This is a genomic window from Geminicoccus roseus DSM 18922 (assembly GCF_000427665.1).
Lineage (GTDB): Bacteria > Pseudomonadota > Alphaproteobacteria > Geminicoccales > Geminicoccaceae > Geminicoccus > Geminicoccus roseus.
Genome location: NZ_KE386572.1, coordinates 2,468,026 through 2,487,169 on the forward strand (window position 1 = coordinate 2,468,026; position 19,144 = coordinate 2,487,169).

17 protein-coding genes are annotated in these 19,144 nt (G+C 70.4%); 7 read left to right on the forward strand and 10 right to left on the reverse strand.

What is annotated here, in order from left to right; all coding sequences use genetic code 11:
- Positions 1-2: 2 nt before the first annotated feature.
- From phnL to GEMRO_RS0112540, 3 genes are read left to right on the forward strand one after another with little or no spacing between them, the layout of a single operon-like run.
- The gene (phnL, locus tag GEMRO_RS0112530) at positions 3-701 is read left to right on the forward strand and encodes a phosphonate C-P lyase system protein PhnL (RefSeq protein WP_027134264.1); all 699 of its coding nucleotides are present in this window, start codon (positions 3-5) and stop codon (positions 699-701) included.
- The gene (locus tag GEMRO_RS0112535; RefSeq protein ID WP_027134265.1) at positions 698-1,837 is read left to right on the forward strand and encodes an alpha-D-ribose 1-methylphosphonate 5-triphosphate diphosphatase; all 1,140 of its coding nucleotides are present in this window, start codon (positions 698-700) and stop codon (positions 1,835-1,837) included. The genes phnL and GEMRO_RS0112535 overlap by 4 nt, the downstream gene beginning before the upstream one ends.
- Positions 1,834-2,499: a DUF1045 domain-containing protein gene (locus GEMRO_RS0112540; protein ID WP_027134266.1), complete on the forward strand. Its 666-nt coding sequence runs from the start codon at positions 1,834-1,836 to the stop codon at positions 2,497-2,499. The genes GEMRO_RS0112535 and GEMRO_RS0112540 overlap by 4 nt, the downstream gene beginning before the upstream one ends.
- A 26-nt stretch (positions 2,500-2,525) precedes the next feature.
- Here GEMRO_RS0112540 and GEMRO_RS0112545 read toward each other — a convergent pair whose 3' ends face one another.
- The 4 genes from GEMRO_RS0112545 to GEMRO_RS0112560 are packed head-to-tail and all read right to left on the reverse strand — an operon-like array spanning position 2,526 to position 7,932.
- On the reverse strand, positions 2,526-3,554 hold the full coding sequence (locus GEMRO_RS0112545) for a lysylphosphatidylglycerol synthase transmembrane domain-containing protein (RefSeq protein ID WP_157505569.1): 1,029 nt from the start codon (positions 3,552-3,554) through the stop codon (positions 2,526-2,528).
- Positions 3,555-3,562: 8 nt separating this feature from the next.
- Positions 3,563-4,774, reverse strand: a complete 1,212-nt coding sequence (locus GEMRO_RS35275) for an acyltransferase (RefSeq protein WP_051329006.1) — start codon at positions 4,772-4,774, stop codon at positions 3,563-3,565.
- 52 nt (positions 4,775-4,826) lie between these two features.
- The gene (locus tag GEMRO_RS0112555; RefSeq protein ID WP_027134268.1) at positions 4,827-6,704 is read right to left on the reverse strand and encodes an asparagine synthetase B family protein; all 1,878 of its coding nucleotides are present in this window, start codon (positions 6,702-6,704) and stop codon (positions 4,827-4,829) included.
- A gap of 1 nt (position 6,705) precedes the next feature.
- Positions 6,706-7,932 carry a glycosyltransferase family 4 protein gene (locus tag GEMRO_RS0112560; RefSeq protein ID WP_027134269.1) on the reverse strand — a complete coding sequence of 409 codons (1,227 nt, stop codon included), beginning with the start codon at positions 7,930-7,932 and terminating at the stop codon, positions 6,706-6,708.
- A gap of 269 nt (positions 7,933-8,201) precedes the next feature.
- Here GEMRO_RS0112560 and GEMRO_RS0112565 point away from each other — a divergent pair, with 269 nt between their 5' ends.
- Positions 8,202-9,302 carry a class II histone deacetylase gene (locus tag GEMRO_RS0112565; protein WP_027134270.1) on the forward strand — a complete coding sequence of 367 codons (1,101 nt, stop codon included), beginning with the start codon at positions 8,202-8,204 and terminating at the stop codon, positions 9,300-9,302.
- A gap of 34 nt (positions 9,303-9,336) precedes the next feature.
- Here the strand turns inward: GEMRO_RS0112565 and GEMRO_RS29345 are convergent, their stop codons facing one another.
- Complete coding sequence (locus GEMRO_RS29345) at positions 9,337-10,368, reverse strand: MBL fold metallo-hydrolase (RefSeq protein WP_051329007.1); 1,032 nt, start codon at positions 10,366-10,368, stop codon at positions 9,337-9,339.
- Positions 10,369-10,478: 110 nt separating this feature from the next.
- On the opposite strand from GEMRO_RS29345, the gene GEMRO_RS0112575 reads away from it, so the two are divergent.
- On the forward strand, positions 10,479-11,120 hold the full coding sequence (locus GEMRO_RS0112575; RefSeq protein ID WP_027134271.1) for a TetR/AcrR family transcriptional regulator: 642 nt from the start codon (positions 10,479-10,481) through the stop codon (positions 11,118-11,120).
- Here GEMRO_RS0112575 and GEMRO_RS29350 read toward each other — a convergent pair.
- The 3 genes from GEMRO_RS29350 to GEMRO_RS0112590 are packed head-to-tail and all read right to left on the reverse strand — an operon-like array spanning position 11,117 to position 13,829.
- Entirely contained in the window at positions 11,117-11,923 is an 807-nt protein-coding gene (locus GEMRO_RS29350; RefSeq protein WP_035485240.1) for an ABC transporter permease, read from the reverse strand. The genes GEMRO_RS0112575 and GEMRO_RS29350 overlap by 4 nt on opposite strands.
- 2 nt (positions 11,924-11,925) lie before the next feature.
- Entirely contained in the window at positions 11,926-12,795 is an 870-nt protein-coding gene (locus GEMRO_RS29355; RefSeq protein ID WP_035485242.1) for an ABC transporter permease, read from the reverse strand.
- Positions 12,792-13,829 carry an extracellular solute-binding protein gene (locus GEMRO_RS0112590; protein WP_027134272.1) on the reverse strand — a complete coding sequence of 346 codons (1,038 nt, stop codon included), beginning with the start codon at positions 13,827-13,829 and terminating at the stop codon, positions 12,792-12,794. The genes GEMRO_RS29355 and GEMRO_RS0112590 overlap by 4 nt, the downstream gene beginning before the upstream one ends.
- A 101-nt stretch (positions 13,830-13,930) precedes the next feature.
- Here GEMRO_RS0112590 and GEMRO_RS0112595 point away from each other — a divergent pair, with 101 nt between their 5' ends.
- Complete coding sequence (locus GEMRO_RS0112595; protein ID WP_035487148.1) at positions 13,931-15,247, forward strand: aspartate aminotransferase family protein; 1,317 nt, start codon at positions 13,931-13,933, stop codon at positions 15,245-15,247.
- Between the two features lie 27 nt (positions 15,248-15,274).
- Here the strand turns inward: GEMRO_RS0112595 and GEMRO_RS29360 are convergent, their stop codons facing one another.
- The gene (locus GEMRO_RS29360) at positions 15,275-16,330 is read right to left on the reverse strand and encodes an ABC transporter ATP-binding protein (protein ID WP_035485244.1); all 1,056 of its coding nucleotides are present in this window, start codon (positions 16,328-16,330) and stop codon (positions 15,275-15,277) included.
- Positions 16,331-16,601: 271 nt separating this feature from the next.
- Between GEMRO_RS29360 and GEMRO_RS0112605 the strand changes: the two genes are divergently transcribed.
- Entirely contained in the window at positions 16,602-17,495 is an 894-nt protein-coding gene (locus tag GEMRO_RS0112605) for an NAD(P)-dependent oxidoreductase (RefSeq protein ID WP_035485246.1), read from the forward strand.
- Positions 17,496-17,599: 104 nt separating this feature from the next.
- Here the strand turns inward: GEMRO_RS0112605 and GEMRO_RS0112610 are convergent, their stop codons facing one another.
- Positions 17,600-18,949: an ADP-dependent glucokinase/phosphofructokinase gene (locus GEMRO_RS0112610; RefSeq protein ID WP_169728379.1), complete on the reverse strand. Its 1,350-nt coding sequence runs from the start codon at positions 18,947-18,949 to the stop codon at positions 17,600-17,602.
- Positions 18,950-19,144 lie beyond the last annotated feature (195 nt).

Sequence of the window (19,144 nt, forward strand, 5' to 3'; positions counted from 1 at the left end):
CGATGCAGCCCCTTCTGATCGCCGAGGATCTCGGCAAGACCTTCACCCTGCATCTCCAGGGCGGGGTGCGGATGCCGGTGCTGGCCGGGCTGGGCTTCTCGGTCCTGCCCGGCGAGTGCGTCGTGCTGAGCGGCCCGAGCGGCACCGGTAAGTCCACGGTGCTGCGGGCGATCTACGGCTCCTATGGCCTGGACCGGGGCTCGATCCTGGTCCGGCACGAGGGTGCGGTGATCGACCTCGCCCGCTCGCTGCCGCGCGAGGTGCTGGCGGTGCGGCGGCGCACGCTGGGCTATGTCAGCCAGTTCCTGCGGGTGGTACCGCGGGTGGCGACCCTGGACGTGGTGGCGGAGCCGCTCTTGGCGCTGGGCACGGACCGGGAGGCGGCGCGGGAGCGGGCCCGGGCGATGCTGGCGCGGCTGCGCCTGCCCGAGCGCCTTTGGCAGGTCCCGCCTGCGACGTTTTCAGGCGGCGAGCAGCAGCGGGTCAACCTTGCCCGGGCCTTCGTTCACCCTTACCCGATCCTTCTGCTCGACGAGCCGACCGCCTCCCTGGACGCCGCCAATCGCGAAATCGTGGTGGACCTCGTGCGCGAGCGGCTGGCCGAGGGGGCGGCGATGCTCGCGATCCTGCACGACCAGGAGGCGCGCGAGGCCATCGCCACCCGCATCATTGATCTCGAGACCATGGACCGCGCCCAATGACCGACCTCGTCTTCAAGAACGCGAGGATCGTCCTCGAGCACGAGGCGATCCAGGGCAGCCTGCACGTCAAGGACGGCCGGATCGCCGCGATCGCCGAGGGGCCGTGCAGCCTGCCGGGGGCGATCGACCTCGAGGACGACTGGCTGATCCCGGGCCTGGTCGAGCTGCACACCGACAACCTGGAGCGCTGCTTCGAGCCGCGGCCCAAGGTGCGCTGGCCGGCCGAGGCCGCGATCCTGGCCCATGACGCCCAGATGGCGCTGTCCGGGGTGACCACCGTCTGCGATGCGGTCTGCGTCGGCTTCTACGACGACAAGCAGGCGCGGCTGGCGCTCCTGTCCCAGTCGCTGCGGGCGATCGAGCAGGCGCGGGCTAAGGATGCGCTGGCCTGCGACCATTACCTCCATCTGCGCCTGGAGATCACCGACCCGAACGTCGTGGCGCTGACCGAGCCGCTGGTCGACGAGCCGAGCCTGGTGGTGGTCTCGTTCATGGACCACACCCCGGGCCAGCGGCAGTGGCAGGATCTGGCCAAGTACCGGCAGTTCCAGATGGGCCGCAACGGCAAGACCTCCGACGAGTTCGAGACGATGCTGGCGCAGCGGGTCGAGGAACAGGTCCTTTACGCCGAACGCCACAAGCGGGAGCTGCTGGCGCTGTTTGCCGGGCGGTCGCTGGTCATGGCCAGCCACGACGACACCACGGTCGAGCATGTCGACGAGGCGGTGCGGGACGGGATCACCATCTCCGAGTTTCCGACCACCATGGCGGCGGCGCGCGCGGCCAGGGACAAGGGGCTGGTGACGGTGATGGGGGGGCCCAACCTGGTGCTGGGGGGATCGCACTCCGGCAATGTCAGCGCGGGCGAGCTGGTCGACGAAGGGCTTCTCGACTGCTTCTCTTCCGACTACGTACCGACCAGCCTGCTGAACGCCGCCTTCATCATGCACCGCCGCCATGAGCGCCCGGTCCCGGAAGCCGTCGCGACCGTGACCAGCACCCCTGCCAGGGTGCTCGGCCTTTCCGATCGCGGCCGGATCGCGGTGGGCCTGCGGGCCGATCTCGTGCGGGTGCGCGAGGTCGGGCAGGCGGTGCGGGGGATGGGGGTCTGGAAGATGGGACGGAGAATAGCTTGAGCCCTCGCTACGCGCTCTATTGGTGCCCCAATCCGGCATCCAATCTGTGGCGCTGGGCCTGCCGCTGGCTGGGCAGGGACCCCATGTCCGGGGTCGAGTACCGCTGCGACCCGGCGATCCGTCCGCTGGTCGAGGCGCCGCGCCGCTACGGCTTCCATGCCACGCTGAAGCCGCCGTTCTGGATGCGGGACGACAAGGACCCGCAACAGTTCATGGCGGCGGCGGAGGAGTTCGCGGCCGCGCGGGCGCCGTTCGTGATGCCGCCCTTGCAGCTGTCCGACCTGCAGGGCTTCCTGGCGCTGACCCTGTCCGGCCCCAGCCCGCGGATGGACCGGCTGGCCGCCGACTGCGTGCGCAGCTTCGACGTGTACCGGGCGCTGCCCACCGAGACCGAGCTGGCCAAGCGCCGCGCCCACGGCCTGGACCCGATCGAGGAGGCCAACCTGCGGGCCTGGGGCTATCCCTACGTGCTGGACCGGTTCCGCTTCCACCTGACCCTCACCGGGCGGCTGGAGGACCGGCAGGCGATCCGGGCGCGGCTGCAGGCGGACACCGCCGCGTTCTGCGTGGAGCCGGTGCGGGTGGACGCGCTGTCGGTGTTCGTGCAGCCGGGGCCGCAGGAGCCCTTCCGCGTGGAAGCCCGCTTCCCGTTCCTGGGCTGACCGATCCAGAAGGTCCCGGGCGGCGCTCAGCGCCGGCCGGGGGCCACGCCGCCGCGCAGGTAAAACCAGCCTCCCGGCAGGGTGCCGACCAGGGACAGGACCAGCACCATGATCGACAGGGTGAAGGACTGCTCGGCCGGGATGCCCACCAGGCCCAGCAGCGAGATGAACGCCGCCTCGCCCACGCCCAGGCCGCCGAACGAGATCGGCACCATCATCACCAGCGACACGATCGGCACCACCACCATGTAGGTGTGGAACGAGGCGTCGATGCCGATGGCGGCGCCGGCGACCACGTAGGTGGCGACCCGGAACAGCTGGAAGGCCAGGGCCATGGCGACGGCGCCGGCCAGCATCAACGGCTGGGCGCGGTACTCGTCCAGGCGCTGGTAGAGCTCCAGGAGCTTGGCACGGACCGGGGCCAGCAGCTGGCCGGGCAGCAGGAGCAGCGACAGCCGGCGGGTCGGGCCCAGCATCAGCGCCAGGCTGCCCAGCAGGATGGCGGCCAGGCCCACCCAGGCCAGCCGGGAGATCCAGACCGGGAAGCCGGCGTCGGAGACCAAGAGGCCCAGCACCACCAGCAGGACCAGGGCACCCAGCGCCAGGACCCGTTCCACGATCACCGAGGACAGCGCCAGGGCCAGGTCGGCGGTGCGCCGGGACAGGCCATAGACCCGCACCGCCTCGATCCCGACCCCGGCCGGCAGGAAGCTGCCGATGAAGTTGCTGACGAAGGTCAGCCGGGCGACCGGCCAGAAGGCGACGTCGACATGCTTGCCGCGCAGCAGCATGTACCAGCGGAAGGCGGCCAGCATCCGGTCGACCACCGCCATGCCGGCCACCAGCAGCACCAGCCAGGGATCGGCATTGGCCAGGACGGCAAGGGCCTGGGCCGGCTCGACCAGGTAGAGCAGGTAGGCCAGCACCGCGAGGCTGAGCGGGATGCGCAGCCAGCGCAGGACGTGGCCGGCCAGCGCCTTGAGCCCGCCTTTGGCCGGGGCCTGGGACCCGGCTGGACCGGGCAGGGGTGCGTCGGAAACTTGCGACTTCGCCATCGGCCCGGTCACTGGGACATGGCGGCCTGCAGCGCCGCCTGCGGGCTCTCGCCGCTCTGGCGCAGGCGGCGGACCTTGGCCGGGACCCCGGTGACCACCGCATGGTCCGGCACATCGCGCGCCACCAGGGCGCCGGCGCCGATCACGGCACCCCGGCCAATCGTCACCCCGGAGATGACGATGGCGCCGGCACCCAGCCAGCAGTCCGGCCCGATCACCACCTTGCCCGCCAGGCCCGGCTGGGTGCGCATCGGCTGGTCCAGCCGGGCGTCGACCTGGTAGGTGCCGCCGCCGATATAGCAGTGGGCGGCCAGCATGGTGTCGTCGCCGATCTCCACGCCGCTGCCGGCCATGATCGTGCAGCCATTGCCGATGCTGACATGGTTGCCCAGGCGCAGCGGGCCTTCCGCGGCGACGATGGTGCAGCCCCGGCTGATCAGCACGTCGTCGCCCAGCACGAAGCCGCCGACCGGCGCCACCTTCGCGTCGAGCAGGGTGTCGTCGTCGACCAGCAGGCGGGCGCCGATCTTCATCTTGAGCGGCTGGCGCAGCACCACGCCCCGGCCGAACACCGCGCTGCCGCCGCACTCGGCGAACAGGCCCTTCCAGAACACCTTGCGGAAGGCCAGGCCCAGGGCGCCGGGGATGGCGCCGCCCAGGCCCACCAGCAGCTCGTGCTGGAGCAGCTTCAGCCAGGAGCGGCTGCCGACCATCATGTCCTGGTAGGTGGCGATGGCGCTGCCCCCTTCCAGCCGGGTCGACAGCGTGCTGCTCAGCATCGCGCTGTCCGGGCGCTGCTCGGATGCCTCGGGCACCCGGGTGCCGTAGCCCTTGGGTTCGTTCGTGGAATCCGGCGCGTTCCCGGGTTCGTTTCGCAGCCGGGTGCCGTAGCGCTCGGGTTCGTTCGTGGAATTCGCTCCCGTCCCGGGTTCGTTTGGTAACGGGGTGCCGTAGCCCTCGGGTTCGTCCGTGTAATCCGGCGCGTTCCCGGGTTCGTTCGGCAGCCGGGTGCCGTAGCCCTTGGGTTCGTTCGTGTAATTCGCTTCGGTCCCGGGTTCGTTTCGCAGCCGGGTGCCGTAGCCCTTGGGTTCGTTCGTGTAATTCGCTTCGGTCCCGGGTTCGTTTCGCAGCCGGGTGCCGTAACCCTTGGGTTCGTTCGTGGAAGCCAGGGGACCGGGTTCGTTCGGAGGGCGGGTTTCGAGGCCGTCGCGTTCGCTCATGCCACGGGCCGCCCGGCGCTCGGGTTCGTTCGTGCAAAACCGGCGCGGGCGGTCATGCCGCTTCCCTTCGCGCCGGGGCCTGCTCCAGGCCGTCGTGATGGACCCGCAGCCAGGCCTCCAGCACCGCCATCGCCCAGAGGCGGTGGGAGTGGTTGTGGCGCTTGGCGCGGTGCTCCTCGATCAGGCGCTGCACGGCGGCCGGCTGGAACAGGCCGCGGCGGCGCACCGCTTCCGGCGAGAGCTGCGACGACACCCACTGCCACAAGGGGCCGCTCTCGCGCAGCCAGTTCTTCATCGGCACCGAATGGCCGAGCTTGTCCTTGCGGTGATTGATGATGTCGGGAAGCACACCCTCCATCGCCTGGCGGAACAGGCGCTTGGTCCGCTCGATGCCTTCCAGCTTCAGATGGGCGGGGATGCGGGCGCCGTACTCCACCAGCTCCTTGTCGTAGAAGGGCAGGCGGTGCTCGATGCCGAAGCGGCGCAGCAGCATCAGCCGGCTGAAATAGAAGGTCGAGGTGGTGGTGTAGTCGGAATAGAGATGCGGCGAGAGGCCGTCGTCGGGGCCGTCATAGCCGTCATAGGAGGCGACCACGCTGGCGAACGGGTCCTGGCCGCGCACGAGGGCCTGGCCGTCCTGGGTCAGCAGGCCCGGGAAGTCGCCGGGGGCGTAATAGGCGCGCCAGCGGAACGGGCCGATCGCCTTGGGCAGGCCGGGGGCCGGCAGGATCCGCTTCAGCTTGACCTTGAGGTCGCGCTTCTGGTCGCTGTCGGAAAACAGGTTGAAGGCGCCGGTCAGGGCCTTGTGCACGAATTGCGGCACCGGCAGGGCGTCATAGGGGGCCAGCAGCTTCTGCGCGGCATAGACCGGGTGGCTGGCCCAGAGCTCGTCGCCGCCATCGCCGGTGAACACGAACGGGACCTTGCCGCCGGCGGCGCGCGCCACGATCCAGGTGCCCTCGTTGATCCCCACATCGGTGAACGGCACCTCCATCTCGGCCGACACGTCGCCGACGCTCAAGGCCTCGTTCTCACCGTAGCGCACGGTCTCGTGCTCGGTGCCGAGCTGCTTGGCCAGTTCCGCCGCATAGTGGGATTCGTCGAACCCGGCGCCGGCGCAGGAAAAGGCGAAGCTCCGGATCGGCCCGGACTCGTGGCGGCGCAGGAAGGTCGCGGTGGAGCTGGAATCCATGCCGCCGGACAGCATGATGCCGATCGGGGTGGTGGTCATCCGCCGCACGATCGCGGCTTCCAGCAGCTCGCGGAAGTTGCGGGCGAGCTCGGCCTCGTCGGGGGCATGCGGCGCCGCGAAGGACAGGCGGTACCAGTGGTGCAGGCTGGCGGCGCCGGTCGCGAGGTCGACGGTCACATGGCCGCCCGGCGGCACCCGGCGCACGCCCTTGTCCAGGGTGGCGGTGCCCGGCACGTAGCAATAGGTCAGGAACTCGGCGAGCCCCAGCCCGTCGATGCCGCCTTCCAGCAGGCCGGTCGGGCGCAGGTCGCGGATCCTGGAGGCGAACAGCACGCCCTCGGGGCGCTCGGCATAGAACAGGGGCTCGGCGCCGAACCGGTCGCGCACCAGCAGCAGGCGGCGCTTCGGCGCGTCGTACCAGGCAAGCGCGAACACGCCGTCCAGCCCGTCCAGGCCGGCCGGCCCGTGCTGGATCAGGCGGGCCAGGACCGCCTGGGCCAGGTCGCCCTTCTGCTCGTCCTCGCGGGCCGAGGCCAGGATCGGCCGGCCGGACAGCGCCAGCCAGGAGCCGCTGGCGGCATCCTTCGCCACGCGGTCCAGGGCGTCCAGGGAACCGACCCGCCAGGGCAGCACCACGGCGGCGACGTCTTCGGCATGCAGCAGGACGTCGTTCTCGGCGCCGCCGGACCAGGGCTGGTCCTGGCGCCGCGACAGGGCACCGGTCGCACCGAGCAGCATGTCAGTGGCTCCCGCGGACCGCGGCGCTGCCGACCGGCTGCGGCTGGGCGAGCTGACGGTACATGCGGGCGAGACCGGCGGCGTTGGCGCGCACGCTGTGCCGCTCGGCGACCTCCTTGGCCGCGGCCGACCGGCGGGCGCGGTCGTCCGGGTTGTCGACCATCTCGATCATCGCGGCGGCGAGCGCGTCCTGGTCGTCCGGCTTCACCAGCACCCCGGCGGCGGAATGGCTGAGCAGCTCCTTCTGCTCGCCCAGATCGGTGGCGATCGCCGGCAGGCCGTGGGCGAAGCCCTCCAGCAGGTGCACCGAGCTGAACCGCTCGTTCAGGAACGGCGCCACCACCGCGTCGGCGGCGGCCATGTAGGTGGTCGCCTGGTCGAGCTGCTCGATCAGGTCGACGCGATGGCCGATGCCCAGCTCCGCGATCAGCTTCTTCAGCTCGTTCAGCATGTGGTCCGTGTCGCGGATCCAGCTGATGCCCTCATATTCCTTGGGCGTGCGGTGGTAGTAGGTGGGCTTGTAGACGAAGGCCAGCCGGGTGTCCGGCCGGGCCGCCACCACCTTGGCGAAGGCGCGCATCAGGTACTCGTTGCCGCGCTCCGGCCCGAGCTTGGTCAGGCAGACGAACACCTTCTCGTCGGGGCTCCAGCCGAGCTCGGCACGGGCGGCCTCGCGGGTGGTGGTGCGCGCCGCCTCGAAGCGGGATTCCGGGATGGCGTGCGGCATGATCGACAAGCGGTCGGCCGGCAGCCGGCGGACGTCGCGCATGTAATCGCGGCACATCGGCGAGGCGGCCAGGGCATGGCCGGTCGACGAGGCAAGCATCCGGTCGGCGACCTTCAAGTAGCCGGGATAGGGGAAGTAGATCTGGGTGTCGAAGTCGTGCACCACCGTGGGCACGCCATTCATCTTCCCGGCAAGGCGGCCGAAGGTCGACGCCGCGTAGCAGAACAGGTGCATCACGTCGATCTCGTGCTTCTTGCATAAGGACGTGATCGTGGTGAGCGTGGAAAGGTCGTACTTGCCCTTGTTGAGATTGACGACCTTCATCGGCGCGGTCTTGAAGAGCTCGACCACTTCGTCGCTGGCGCGCAAGAAATACGGGAAGACGCGGACCTCGTTCGGGTCGAACATCGGCGCCAAATTCATGAACAACCGGCCACCGCCATGCAGACTGCCGTCATAGCATACATGGTCGATGAGCCAGAGAACGTTGATCGGAGCCATCAGTTCATCCCGGCTTTCGTCGATTCAAAAGACGAAGCAAATGTGCGGACCATCAGTGCCATCGACTTTCCGCCTGCGACCGACGGCACTCGCACCGTTATTAGGCGGGCCTCGCTCTTATATCAATCGCAGCGGGCTGCCGCACGTACCTCGCTGCATCCGCCCCGGGCGCCGCTGCCGGCCGGCAATCCCGCCGCGCTATGCCCTTGACGCGCCGGCCGCCATCCGCCGAGTGGACGGGGAGAAGCGCACAGGACGAGGAGCGACGCATGGCGACCGGCTGGACATGTCACGAGCTGTATTTCTGGCACGATACCGGCCACTACGCCTCGGTGTTCCCGGCGGGCCTGACGGTCGAGCCGGGCGTCCATGCCGAGAACCCGCAGACCAAGCGGCGGCTGCGCAACCTGATCGAGGTCAGCGGCCTGCTCGACCGGCTCACCCCGATCCGGCCGCGCCCGGCCACCGAGGACGAGCTGGCGCGCTTCCATACCCGCGAGCACATCGCCCGGATCAAGGCGAACTCGGCCGACTACAAGGGCGGCGACGAGAACCAGACCCCGTATGGCCACGGCTCCTACGAGATCGCCTGCCTGGCGGCCGGCGGCACCATCGCCACGGTCGAGGCGGTGCTGAAGGGCGAGGTCGCCAATGCCTACGCCCTGGTGCGCCCGCCAGGCCATCACGCCATCGCCGACAAGGGCATGGGCTTCTGCCTGTTCGGCAATGTCGCGGTGGCGGTGATGCATGCCCGCGCGGTGCACGGGGTCGGCCGGGTCGCCACGGTGGACTGGGACGTCCACCACGGCAACGGCACCCAGGCCGCCTTCTACGGCGAGCGCGACGTGCTCACCATCTCCCTGCACCAGGACCTGCTGTTCCCGCCGGACAGCGGCCACCGGTCCGAGCGGGGCGAAGGGGCGGGCCTCGGCGCCAACCTGAACGTGCCGCTGCCGGCGGGCTCCGGCGTCGGCGCCTATGTCGCGGCGTTCGAGCGGGTGGTGCTGCCGGCCCTGCGCAAGTTCCGGCCGGAGCTGATCGTGGTGCCCTCGGGCTTCGACGCCAGCGGCGCCGACCCGCTCGGCCGGATGATGATGACCTCGGACGGCTACCGCCAGCTCACCCGGATGCTGATGGACGCGGCCGACGAGCTGTGCGGCGGCCGGCTCGTGCTCAGCCACGAGGGCGGCTACTCCGAGACCCACGTGCCCTATTGCGGGCTGGCGGTCATGGAGACGCTGACCGGCCACCGCACCGGCATCGCCGATCCCTGGCAGGACCCGATGATGGCCTGGGCCGGCCACGAGCTGCTGCCGCACCAGGAAGCGGCGATCCAGGCGGCCGCGGAACTGCTGGCCGAGATCCCCTGACCGGCGGGCCGGCCCGTCCGAAAGGTCGGGCCGGTCACCACTGCCAGAACACCGGCTCCCAGCCATAGGCCGTGCCGCCGCGCCGCACGACGTGACCCAGGCCCGGGAACGGGAAGTGCGGCGCCTGCACCAGGAGGCGGTCGACCACCGCCCGCTCCAGGGCCTGTCGGCGGGCCGCCACCGCCAGGACCGGGTCGTCGTCGAAGCCGACATGCCATTCCGGGTGCTGCAATCCCAGCACCGGGTGGTGCACCAGGTCCGCGGTGTAGAACAGGCTCTCGCCGCGCGATTCCAGCAGGAAGGCGAGCTGGCCGGCGCTGTGGCCGAACGCGGCCAGCGCGGTGACGCCGGGCACCACTTCCTGGCCCTGCCGGACCATCCGCACCCGCCCCTCGATCGCGGCCAGCCAGGTGCGGGTCGCCTGGATCCGGCCGGCCGCGTCCGGCAGGCGGTCGCCCAGCCGGATGTCGGCGCGGTGCCAGAACTCCCATTCCTTCTGGCCGATCACGTAGCCGGCATTGGGGAACACCGGCGCGCCCGCGGCGTCGAACGCCCCGGCCAGATGGTCGATATGGGCATGGGAGATCACCACCAGGTCGATCGCCTCCGGGGCGATGCCGGCCCGGCCGAGATTGCGGACGAGCTGGCCCAGCCCGTCGCCCATGACGCTGCCGGCCCCGGCATCGATCAGGATCTTCTGCCGGCCGGTGTCGACGAACAGGGCGCTCACCTGGATCCCGGCCCGGTCGGCCGGCAGGAAGCTGCGGTGCAGGGTCTCGGCGAAGGCCGATGGCGGGGCGTCCGGAGCCAGCAGCGGCTGCACGGGCCTGGCCAGGAATGTCCCGTCGCTGACGGTGGCCAGCTGCAGGTCGCCCAGGGAGAAGCGGTAGAAGCCGGCACCCTGCCAGGTCGAGCCGGGAAGGGCCGGATCGGGCAGGGCAGGCTCGGCCAGCGCGGCTGCCGCCAGGCCAGGGCGGAAGCCGGCGAGGCTGCCCATGGCCGCCAGGCCTCCGGCGGCGGCCAGCAGCCGCCGGCGCGAGGTCGCGGCTCCAGTTGCGGCTATCATGAAGGAACTCCAGGCGATCCATCGTTTAGTGCTGGTCGTTACAAAACCTGGGTTGCGTCTGTCAATCGGTTTTGTTAGGACTGTTACAGATCCTGAAGGAGCGAGCCCGCTTGGCCGACGACGCGACCCCGCGCAACAAGGGTGGACGGCCCCGCAAGTTCGAGCGGTCGCAGGCGCTGGAGCGCGCGCTGGAGCTGTTCTGGGAGCGCGGCTACGAGGGCGCCTCGATGGCCGACCTGTCGGCGGCGATGGGCATGCACAGCCCGAGCATCTACGCGGCGTTCGGGTCCAAGGAGGAACTGTTCCGCGAGGTCACCGAGCAGTACGAGCGGCGCTTCTCCGCCCAGCTGGCCGACCTGCTGGAAAGCGCGCCCACGGCAAGCGCCGCCATCGCGGCGTTCTTCCGGCAGGCGATCCAGACCTACACCGACAGCGCCCGCGGCTGCTTCTTCGTGCTGGCCGCCGCCACCTGCTCGGCCGGCAACGACCAGGTCCGCGCCCATCTGGCGCGCAAGCGCGGCTGGGTCCTGCGGGTGATCCGGGAGCGGCTGGAGCGCGGCTGCCGGGAAGGCGACCTGCCGGCCGACACCGATGTCGAGGCGCTGGCGGCCTATCTGGTGGCGGTGGTCCAGGGCATCTCGCTGCAGGCCCGCGACGGCACGCCGAAGGAGATGCTGGAAGCGGTGGCGGCGACGGCGCTGGCCAGCCTCGGGCGACCGCCCGGCCAGGAGAAGAGCGGCCGGGCGCCCTAGCCCAGCGCCCGGCGGATGGCGCCGCTGCGGCGCATCAGGAGGGCCAGCAGGCCGACCGTGACCAGGCTGAACCCGATCAGGAGCGTGGCGATCGCGGTGATGGTCGGGTTCACCTGCAGGGTCAGCTCGTTGAACATCCGCTTGGGGATGGTGTCGATGCCGCCGGCCAGGAAGATGGTGACCACCACCTCGTCGAAGCTGATCACGAAGGCGAAGATCCAGGCGGCGGCGGCGCTGGGCGCCAGGTTGGGCAGGAGGATCCGGCGGAACATGGTCGGCCAGGAGGCGCCGAGCGTCAGCGCCACCTGCTCGATCCGCACGTCGAAGCTGCGGATCGCCACGGTCATCACCAGCACCACGTAGGGGATCGCCAGCACGGTATGGCCGATGATCAGGCCGGTCAGGCTGCCGAGCAGGCCGATCTTGGCGAAATAGATGTAGAGGCCCACCGCGGTGACGATCTGCGGGACGATCAGCGGCGCCATGATGTTGCCGTCGGCGAGCGCGCGGCCGGCGAAGCTGCCGCGCACCAGGCCATAGGCGGCGACGCTGCCGACCAGCAGCGCCAGGCTGCTGGCGACCACGGCCACCAGCAGCGAGTTGCCGGCGGCGACCAGCCAGCGCTGGTCGCCGAAGAACGCCTCGTACCAGCGCATCGAGAAGCCGGGCGGCGGGAACTCCAGCGAGGAGGCGCTGGAGAACGACATCGGCACCACGATCGCGATCGGCAGGCACAGGAACAGCAGCACGGCCAGGCCGCCGATCGTGAGCAGCACGCGCGACGGGTCGGGGCGGGCGGTCATCGTCAGTTTCCGGCCTTGCGGGAGAGGCGGCTGTAGAGCGCGTGCAGGAGCAGCGTCAGGACCAGGAGGATGATCGAGATCGCCGAGGCCACCTCCCAGCGCGGCAGGCGGTTGATCAGCATGTCGAGCATGCTGGCGATCATCGGCACCCGGCCGCCGCCGAGGATCGCGGGCGTCACGTAGAAGCCCAGCGTCAGGATGAACACCAGCACCATCCCGGCCGCCAGGGCCGGCAGGGTGAGCGGGAAGAACACCCGGCGGAACACCGTCCAGCGCGAGGCGCCCAGCGTTTCCGCGGCCTGCAGGATCCGCTCGTCGATCCGGATCATCGCGGCATAGAGCGGCAGGACCAGGAAGGGCAGCAGCAGGTTGCTGGTGCCGATGATCACGCCCAGGTCGTTGTAGAGGAACGAGACCGGCTCCTGGGTGAGCCCGGTCGCCAGGATGCCGCGATTGACGATGCCGTTGTTGCCCAGCACCACGATCCAGGCATAGCTGCGCACCAGGATGCTGACCCAGAACGGCAGGATCACCAGGGTGAGCGCCACCACCCGGGCGGTGCCGCGCAGGGAGCGCAGCCAGTAGGCCAGCACGTAGCCGGTCACCGCGCAGGTCAGCGTGGCGATGGCGGCGATGCGCAGGGTGTTGAGCAGGACCTTCAGGTAGGCCGGGCGGGTGAACACCTCGATGAAGGCGGCGAACGTCCCCTTGCTGCTGCTCAGCGCCCAGCCGAACATCATCGCCACCGGCACGTCGAAGGTGACCAGCAGGAACAGGGTGACCGGCAGGATGAAGCCCAGCCCGGTGGCGCCGAGGCGGACCGCGGACGCGGCCCGCCTCGTGCCGGACGAAGGCGCGGCGGCGGTGCTCACAGGGTCAGCTTGAATTCCTGCCAGCGCTGCTCGACCTCATCGGCGTTCTCGAACCACCACTGGGCGTCGTTGAACATCTGCACGCTCTTGTTGGCCGACGTGGTCGGGAACTCGCCGAGCCGGTCCTGGGGCAGGAGCTCCTCCAGCTGCGGGCTGGGGCCGGTATAGGAGATCACCTCGGCGGCGACCGCCTGGTTCTTGGCGACGCTCATCTCGTGCAGGAGGCCCATCGCCGCCTTCTTCAGCTCCGGGTCGGCCCCCTTGGGCACCACGAAATAGGCCAGGTCGAGCAGGCCCTGGTCGAAGCTGTAGCCGATCCCGGGCGCGCCTGCGACGCGGCCGGACCAAGCGACCGCGTACTGGACCTCCTTGTCCTTGAGCAGCTGCGGCGGCTGCGCGCCGGCCTGCCACCAGACCGCCACGCTGTCCTTGACCCGCTCCAGGGTCTCGAACGCCTGGTCCAGGTCGAGCGGGTAGAGGTCGTCGGGCGTGCCGCCGGCGGCCAGCGCCGCCATCGGCAGGATGTAGGCCGGGTAGTCGGGCAGGGCGCGCTTGCCGGGGAACGCCTCGGTGTCGAAGAACTCCTTCCAGGTCTTGGGCGCCTTCTGGTCCTCGCCCCAGGCCATCACCGTCGAGTAGTACTGGTAGCCGAAGCCGAACTCGTGCTGGGCCTCGGGGAAGATCGGGTCGGGCGCCACCGCCTCCCAGTCGATCGGCTCGACCAGGTCCAGGGCCACCGCCTGGTAGAGTTCCGGGCTGCTGAGCTCCAGGAGCGGCACCGAGCTGTCGCCGGCCTCGACCATGGCGCGCAGCTTGCCGAGCCCGCTCGGGCTCTCGCGCATGACCTTGGTGCCGGTCTTCTCGGTGAAGGGCACGATGTAGCCCTTCTCGATCGATTCGCCCGACGCGCCGCCGGCCTCGATCATCCGGAACTCGGAGACGGCGCCCTGGGCGTGGCCGGCCTTCACGCCGATCGCCGAGAGGGCCACCAGTCCTGCCGAGCTTTTGAGCACCTGCCGCTTGGAGAGATACATCCTGCCCGATCCTTCCATGGTACTTCGCGAGGAGTTAATGGAGATCAAACATCGTGCCAGTCGAACCGACGGCCCGGACTTGAAGCAGCGGGGTAGTGTTCATGCAGATCGAGGCCGGACGCCGCAATGCCACCGTGGAAAGCGCGCTCGAGGATGCGGAGAGGCGCTATACCGCCGCCAATCCGAACAGCCTGGCCCGCATGGAAGCGGCGCAGTCGGTGATGCCGGGCGGCAGCACCCGCACGATCCTGCATTTTTCCCCTTTCCCGCTGACCTTCGTCAAAGGTGAAGGGGCCAAGCTTCACGACGCGGACGGCCATGTCTACCTCGACTATCTGGGCGAGTACACGGCGGGCCTGTACGGGCACTCCAACCCGGCCATCCTGGACGCGGTCCGGGGCGTGCTGGACAGCGGCATCACGCTCGGCGGCCCCAATCTCTACGAGGCCGAACTCGCCACCCTGATGTGCCAGCGCTATCCCTCGCTGGACCTGGTGCGCTTCTGCAATTCCGGCACCGAGGCCAATCTCAACGCGTTCTGCGCCGCCCGGGCGGTGACCGGTTGCGCCAAGATCCTCCTGTTCCACGGCGCCTATCATGGCGGCTGCTTCACCTTCGCCGCCGGGCCGGGGGCCATGAACGCGCCGTTCGACGTGGTCCTGGCCGACTACAACGACATCGAGGGCACCCAAGCGCTGATCGACCAGCATGCCGGCGAGCTGGCGGCGGTCGGGCTGGAGCCGATGATGGGGGCCGGCGGCGGCATCCCGGCCAGCCCGGACTTCCTCGCCATGCTGCGCGAGCGCACCGAGAAGCACGGCATCGTTTTGGTGTTCGACGAGGTGATGACCTCGCGCCTGGCGCCGGGCGGCCTGCAGGCCAAGCGCGGCGTGATCCCGGACATGACCACCTTCGGCAAGTATCTGGGCGGCGGGCTGACCTTCGGCGCGTTCGGCGGCCGGCGCTGGATCATGGACCGGTTCGACGCGCGCAAGCCGGGGGCACTCGGCCATTCCGGCACCTACAACAACAACGTGCTGACCATGGCGGCGGGGGTGGCTGGACTGCGCCACGTGTTCACGCCCGAGGCCTCGATCGCGCTGAACGAATCCGGCGACCGCCTGCGCGCGCGGCTGAACGAGGTCTTCCAGAAGCAGGCGATCCCGTTCCAGGTGACCGGAGAGGGCTCGATCAACTGCATCCATTTCCACGACCGGCCGGTGCGCCGGCCGGCGGACGCGCCCGCGCGGCCGGAGCTGCAGGCCTTGTTCCAGCTGGAGATGATCCTGCGCGGGATCTACCTGGCCAGGCGCGGCTTCATCACCCTGTGCCTGCCGCTCACCGAGGATGACCACGACCGGTTCGTCGCGGCGGTGGAAGATTTCTGCGAGGTCCACGCCCCGATCCTGCGGCACTAGCGAGCGTCCAGGAGCCACCGGAGCCGCTCAGCCGGGGATCAGCCAGCCGTCGGATGCTTCCCAGTCGACGCCCACCACGTCGCCATGGCGGAACCGGGCGATGCGGTCGGCGCTCTGGGCGACGATGCGCTGGCCGGCGGGATCGTCCAGGACGTAGCGGACCGACTGGCCCAGATAGATCGCGTCGACCACGCTGGCCTGCAGGCCCGCTTCCTGCGGGGCGCCCAGCCGGATCCGCTCGGGCCGGACCAGCAGGTCGACCGGCCGGCCGGCGGATCCGTCAACCGGGGCCGGGCAGGGCACCAGGCGGCCGTCGGCCAGCCGCAGCCGGACGGCGTCGCCCAGCCGTTCCGGCGTCCCGGTGAAGATGTTGGCCACGCCCAGAAAGTCGGCGACGAAGCGGTTGGCCGGGTGCAGGTAGGCGTCGGTGGGGGTGGCGACCTGCTGGACCTTGCCCTTGTCCAGGACCACCAGCCGGTCGGACAGGGACAGGGCCTCCTCCTGGTCGTGGGTCACCAGCACGCTGGTCAGGCCCAGCGCCTTCTGCATCTGGCGAAGCTCGATCTGGACCTCCTCGCGCAGCTTGCGGTCAAGCGCGCCCAGGGGCTCGTCCAGGAGCAGGATCGAGGGGCCGAACACGGTGGCCCTGGCCAGCGCCACCCGCTGCTGCTGGCCGCCGGAAAGCTGCGCCGGCTTGCGCGTCGCGAACTCGGTCAGCCGCACCATCCGGAACGCCTCGCCGACCCGGCGCTCGATCTCGGCTGCCGGCAGGCCCCGGATCGAGAGCGGGAAGGCGACGTTGTCGTACACGGTCATGTGCGGGAACAAAGCGTAGCTCTGGAAGACCAGCCCGATGTTGCGCGCAGCCGGCGGCACATGGGTGACTTCCCGCCCGGCCATCGAGATGCGCCCGTCCGACAGCTCGGTCAGGCCGGCGATCAGGGTGAGCAGGGTGGTCTTGCCCGAGCCGCTGGGCCCCAGGATCGTCAGGAACTCGCCATCCTGCACGTGCAGGTCGATGCCGTCCACGACAGTGGTGGCACCGTAGCGCTTGGTGACGCCGCGCAGTTCGATGTCGCTCATGCCGGCTCCCGGGCTTGCAGAGAGTGCACCGGCCTTGCGGCCGGGGCTGGGGTCGAGGGCGGCCGGACGGCGCCGCCCCGCGCGCATGATGATTCAATTCTCGCGCCAGAACAGCCCATTCGGCGGAAGCACCCCCGGGCGAGGGCGATTTTCGGGCCATGGTTTGTGCCCCGACCGGAAGGCCGCTACCATCGGTGGTGCCGTCGCCACCGACGTCGCGACACGACACGGCACCGAAAAAATTCTCCTGTCTCAGGAAGGTCATTTCTCGATGAGCAAACCCTCGATCGGCTTCGTGGGGCTCGGCCTGATGGGCTCGGCCATGGTCACGCGCCTGCAGAGCCTGGGCTACCCGATGACGGTGGTCGCCAACCGGAGCCGGGCCAATGTCGATGCCGCGGTGGGCCGGGGCGCCGTCGAGGTGGCGACCGCGCGCGAGCTCGCCGCCCGCAGCGACATCGTGATGCTGTGCATGGACACCTCCGCCTCGGTCGAGGCGCGGATGCTGGGCGAGGACGGGGTGATCGCCGGGGTGCGCGCCGGCACGCTGGTGATCGACTTCGGCACCTCCCTGCCGGATTCGACCAAGCGGCTGGGTACCACGGTCGCCGAGAAGGGCGCCACCTACATGGACGCCCCGCTGGGCCGCACCCCCTCGCACGGGCTGGAAGGCAAGCTCAACATCATGGCCGCCGGCAGCGAGGCCGCGTTCCAGCGCGCCGAGCCGGTGTTCCGGGACCTGGGCGAGAACATCTTCCATGTCGGGCCGCTGGGCGCCGGGCACACGCTGAAGCTGATCAACAATTTCTTCGCGATGACCACCGCCTGCGCCATGTCCGAGGCGTTCGCCATGGCCGACAAGGCCGGGATCGCCCGCGACACGCTCTACAGCGTGATGTCGGCCGGCCCGTTGCGCTCGGGCATGATGGACTTCGTCAAGGCCAACGCGGTGGACGGCAATCCCAACCAGCTGGCGTTCTCGGTGGCGAACGCCCGCAAGGATGTCGGCTATTACGGCCGGATGGCGGACGATCTGGGCGTGCCCACGGTGATGTCGACCTCGGCCAAGCAGGCCTTGTCCCTGGCCGCGGCGGAGGGCTGGGGCGACAAGCTGGTCCCGCAGATGGTGGACTATTTCGCCGAGCTGTTCCGCGCCAAGGCCTGATCCGGCACCCCTGGAAAAAAGAGGAGCGCCCAAGGGCGCTCCAGTCGGGGAGGTCGTCCGTCAAGACGACTTCGGAACGGGGAGGTTCACGGGAGGGCGCCGGATCAGCGCGCGCCTCCTAGGACCAAAAGCGCCCCCGCAAGAAAAGTGTCGCCCAGGCCGATCGTCGCGGCCGGATATTTCAGCCAGGGCGTCGGACAGGTGACCACGGCCCGCCCCGCCTGCCGGTGGATTGGCGGGAACGGGGCCGGCTCGAACACCGCCGCCTCGGGCGGGCCGTCCGGCACCGCCACCCGGCCCTGCGCGGCGCGGGTCGAGGCCAGCAGCGAGCCGGCCATCAGGGCCTGCAGCTCCAGCGCCGGGTCGCCCGCGGTCACGGCGAGCGCGAAGCTGTCGAAATGCACGACGACCCGGTCCACCTCCAGCCGCTCCGCCAGCGCGATCGTCCGCCCGGCGACGTCGCCGCCGGCGCCGGGCAGGAGCTTGTCCAGTTCGGAGAGGCTGAGGCCGACCGAGCCCAGCGCGCCGCGCAGACCGTCCAGCACCGGCCAAGCGTCGTTCATGTCGGGAAAGTCCCCGAGCTCCAGATGGACCAGGGCCAGCCCGGCCTCCCGCCAGGTCCGCGCCAGGCCGGCGGTGTGGCGGATGCTCTCCGGCAGCAGGGTGGCCGGGACCTCGTTGTAGCCGGACAGGATCGCGGCGCCGGCCTGGCCGGCCAGGCGCAGGCTCAGCGCCTCGAACAGCGGGTCGTCCTCCAGGGGATCGTCGGCGAAGCGGCAGATGATCCGCGAGGAGCGCGGCAGGACCTCCCCGCCGATGCGGGCGCCGGCCTGGAACTCGACGATGTAATGGGCGGGCTTGCCGGTCCCGGGCTTGCCGGTCCCGGGCAGACCGGTCACCGCTCCCATGCAGGTGAGCCCGTCCGGGCCGGCCAGGCCGACCTCGGGGTGGAAGAGTTCGATCTGCCGGCGGGTCCGGTCGCCGATCGCCACCAGGCTGGGGGCGCCGAGCGCGGCCAGCATCTGGGCAGCCTGCGGGCCGGTGCCGCCCAGGCCGAGCGTGGTCGGCAGGTGGGCGTCGATCCAGGCCGGTCCGCCCGGCCAGTCCAGGTGGATCTCGCCGCCGACGCCGCGCCGGGCGCGATCCAGGACCAGAGCTGCGAAGCGGCCCTCCGGGCTGGCCGGATCGGCCTCCAGCAGGACGGCGGCCTGTTCCAGGCGGACATAGGCGTCCACGCACAGGCTCATGCCGCACAGGGTCAGCCGGGCCCGGCGCACCAGATCGGGCAGGGACTGGGCCAGCGCTGCATAGGCGTTTCGCCAGTCCGCGGCCGTGGGCGCGGCGCCCAGGTCCGGGGAACCGGTCGCCGCCGGGTTCCCTTCCTCCGCGCGCGGGGTGCCGGGGGCACCCATGCCCGGCTGCCCGGGCCCGGCCGGCCGTGGCCGGGCGGACATGTGGTTCCCCATCGAGAGGCCAGCCATCCCTACCCCCGAACGGGTGGCGCCGACCGCCGCCTGCGGCGCGAGGTCCCGGCATCCACCCTGACAGCGCCGCTTCCTGCGGCTTTCTGCATTTTTCGGCAGCAACCTATCGGTGAGCCAGTGGCGGCGTCAAGCAATCGCCGCTATCGTCCTTGTTCATGAACAACC

Bases quoted from the DNA above. Each gene is read 5' to 3' on its own strand.
- GEMRO_RS0112605 (WP_035485246.1), top strand. From the start codon at position 16,602: ATGAGCAAACCCTCGATCGGCTTCGTGGGGCTCGGCCTGATGGGCTCG.
- GEMRO_RS0112595 (WP_035487148.1), top strand. From the start codon at position 13,931: ATGCAGATCGAGGCCGGACGCCGCAATGCCACCGTGGAAAGCGCGCTC.
- GEMRO_RS29360 (WP_035485244.1), bottom strand. From the start codon at position 16,330: ATGAGCGACATCGAACTGCGCGGCGTCACCAAGCGCTACGGTGCCACC.
- GEMRO_RS0112610 (WP_169728379.1), bottom strand. From the start codon at position 18,949: ATGTCCGCCCGGCCACGGCCGGCCGGGCCCGGGCAGCCGGGCATGGGT.
- phnL (WP_027134264.1), top strand. From the start codon at position 3: ATGCAGCCCCTTCTGATCGCCGAGGATCTCGGCAAGACCTTCACCCTG.
- GEMRO_RS0112555 (WP_027134268.1), bottom strand. From the start codon at position 6,704: ATGCTGCTCGGTGCGACCGGTGCCCTGTCGCGGCGCCAGGACCAGCCC.
- GEMRO_RS0112545 (WP_157505569.1), bottom strand. From the start codon at position 3,554: ATGGCGAAGTCGCAAGTTTCCGACGCACCCCTGCCCGGTCCAGCCGGG.
- GEMRO_RS0112590 (WP_027134272.1), bottom strand. From the start codon at position 13,829: ATGTATCTCTCCAAGCGGCAGGTGCTCAAAAGCTCGGCAGGACTGGTG.
- GEMRO_RS35275 (WP_051329006.1), bottom strand. From the start codon at position 4,774: ATGAGCGAACGCGACGGCCTCGAAACCCGCCCTCCGAACGAACCCGGT.
- GEMRO_RS29345 (WP_051329007.1), bottom strand. From the start codon at position 10,368: ATGATAGCCGCAACTGGAGCCGCGACCTCGCGCCGGCGGCTGCTGGCC.
- GEMRO_RS0112565 (WP_027134270.1), top strand. From the start codon at position 8,202: ATGGCGACCGGCTGGACATGTCACGAGCTGTATTTCTGGCACGATACC.
- GEMRO_RS0112560 (WP_027134269.1), bottom strand. From the start codon at position 7,932: ATGGCTCCGATCAACGTTCTCTGGCTCATCGACCATGTATGCTATGAC.
- GEMRO_RS29350 (WP_035485240.1), bottom strand. From the start codon at position 11,923: ATGACCGCCCGCCCCGACCCGTCGCGCGTGCTGCTCACGATCGGCGGC.
- GEMRO_RS0112535 (WP_027134265.1), top strand. From the start codon at position 698: ATGACCGACCTCGTCTTCAAGAACGCGAGGATCGTCCTCGAGCACGAG.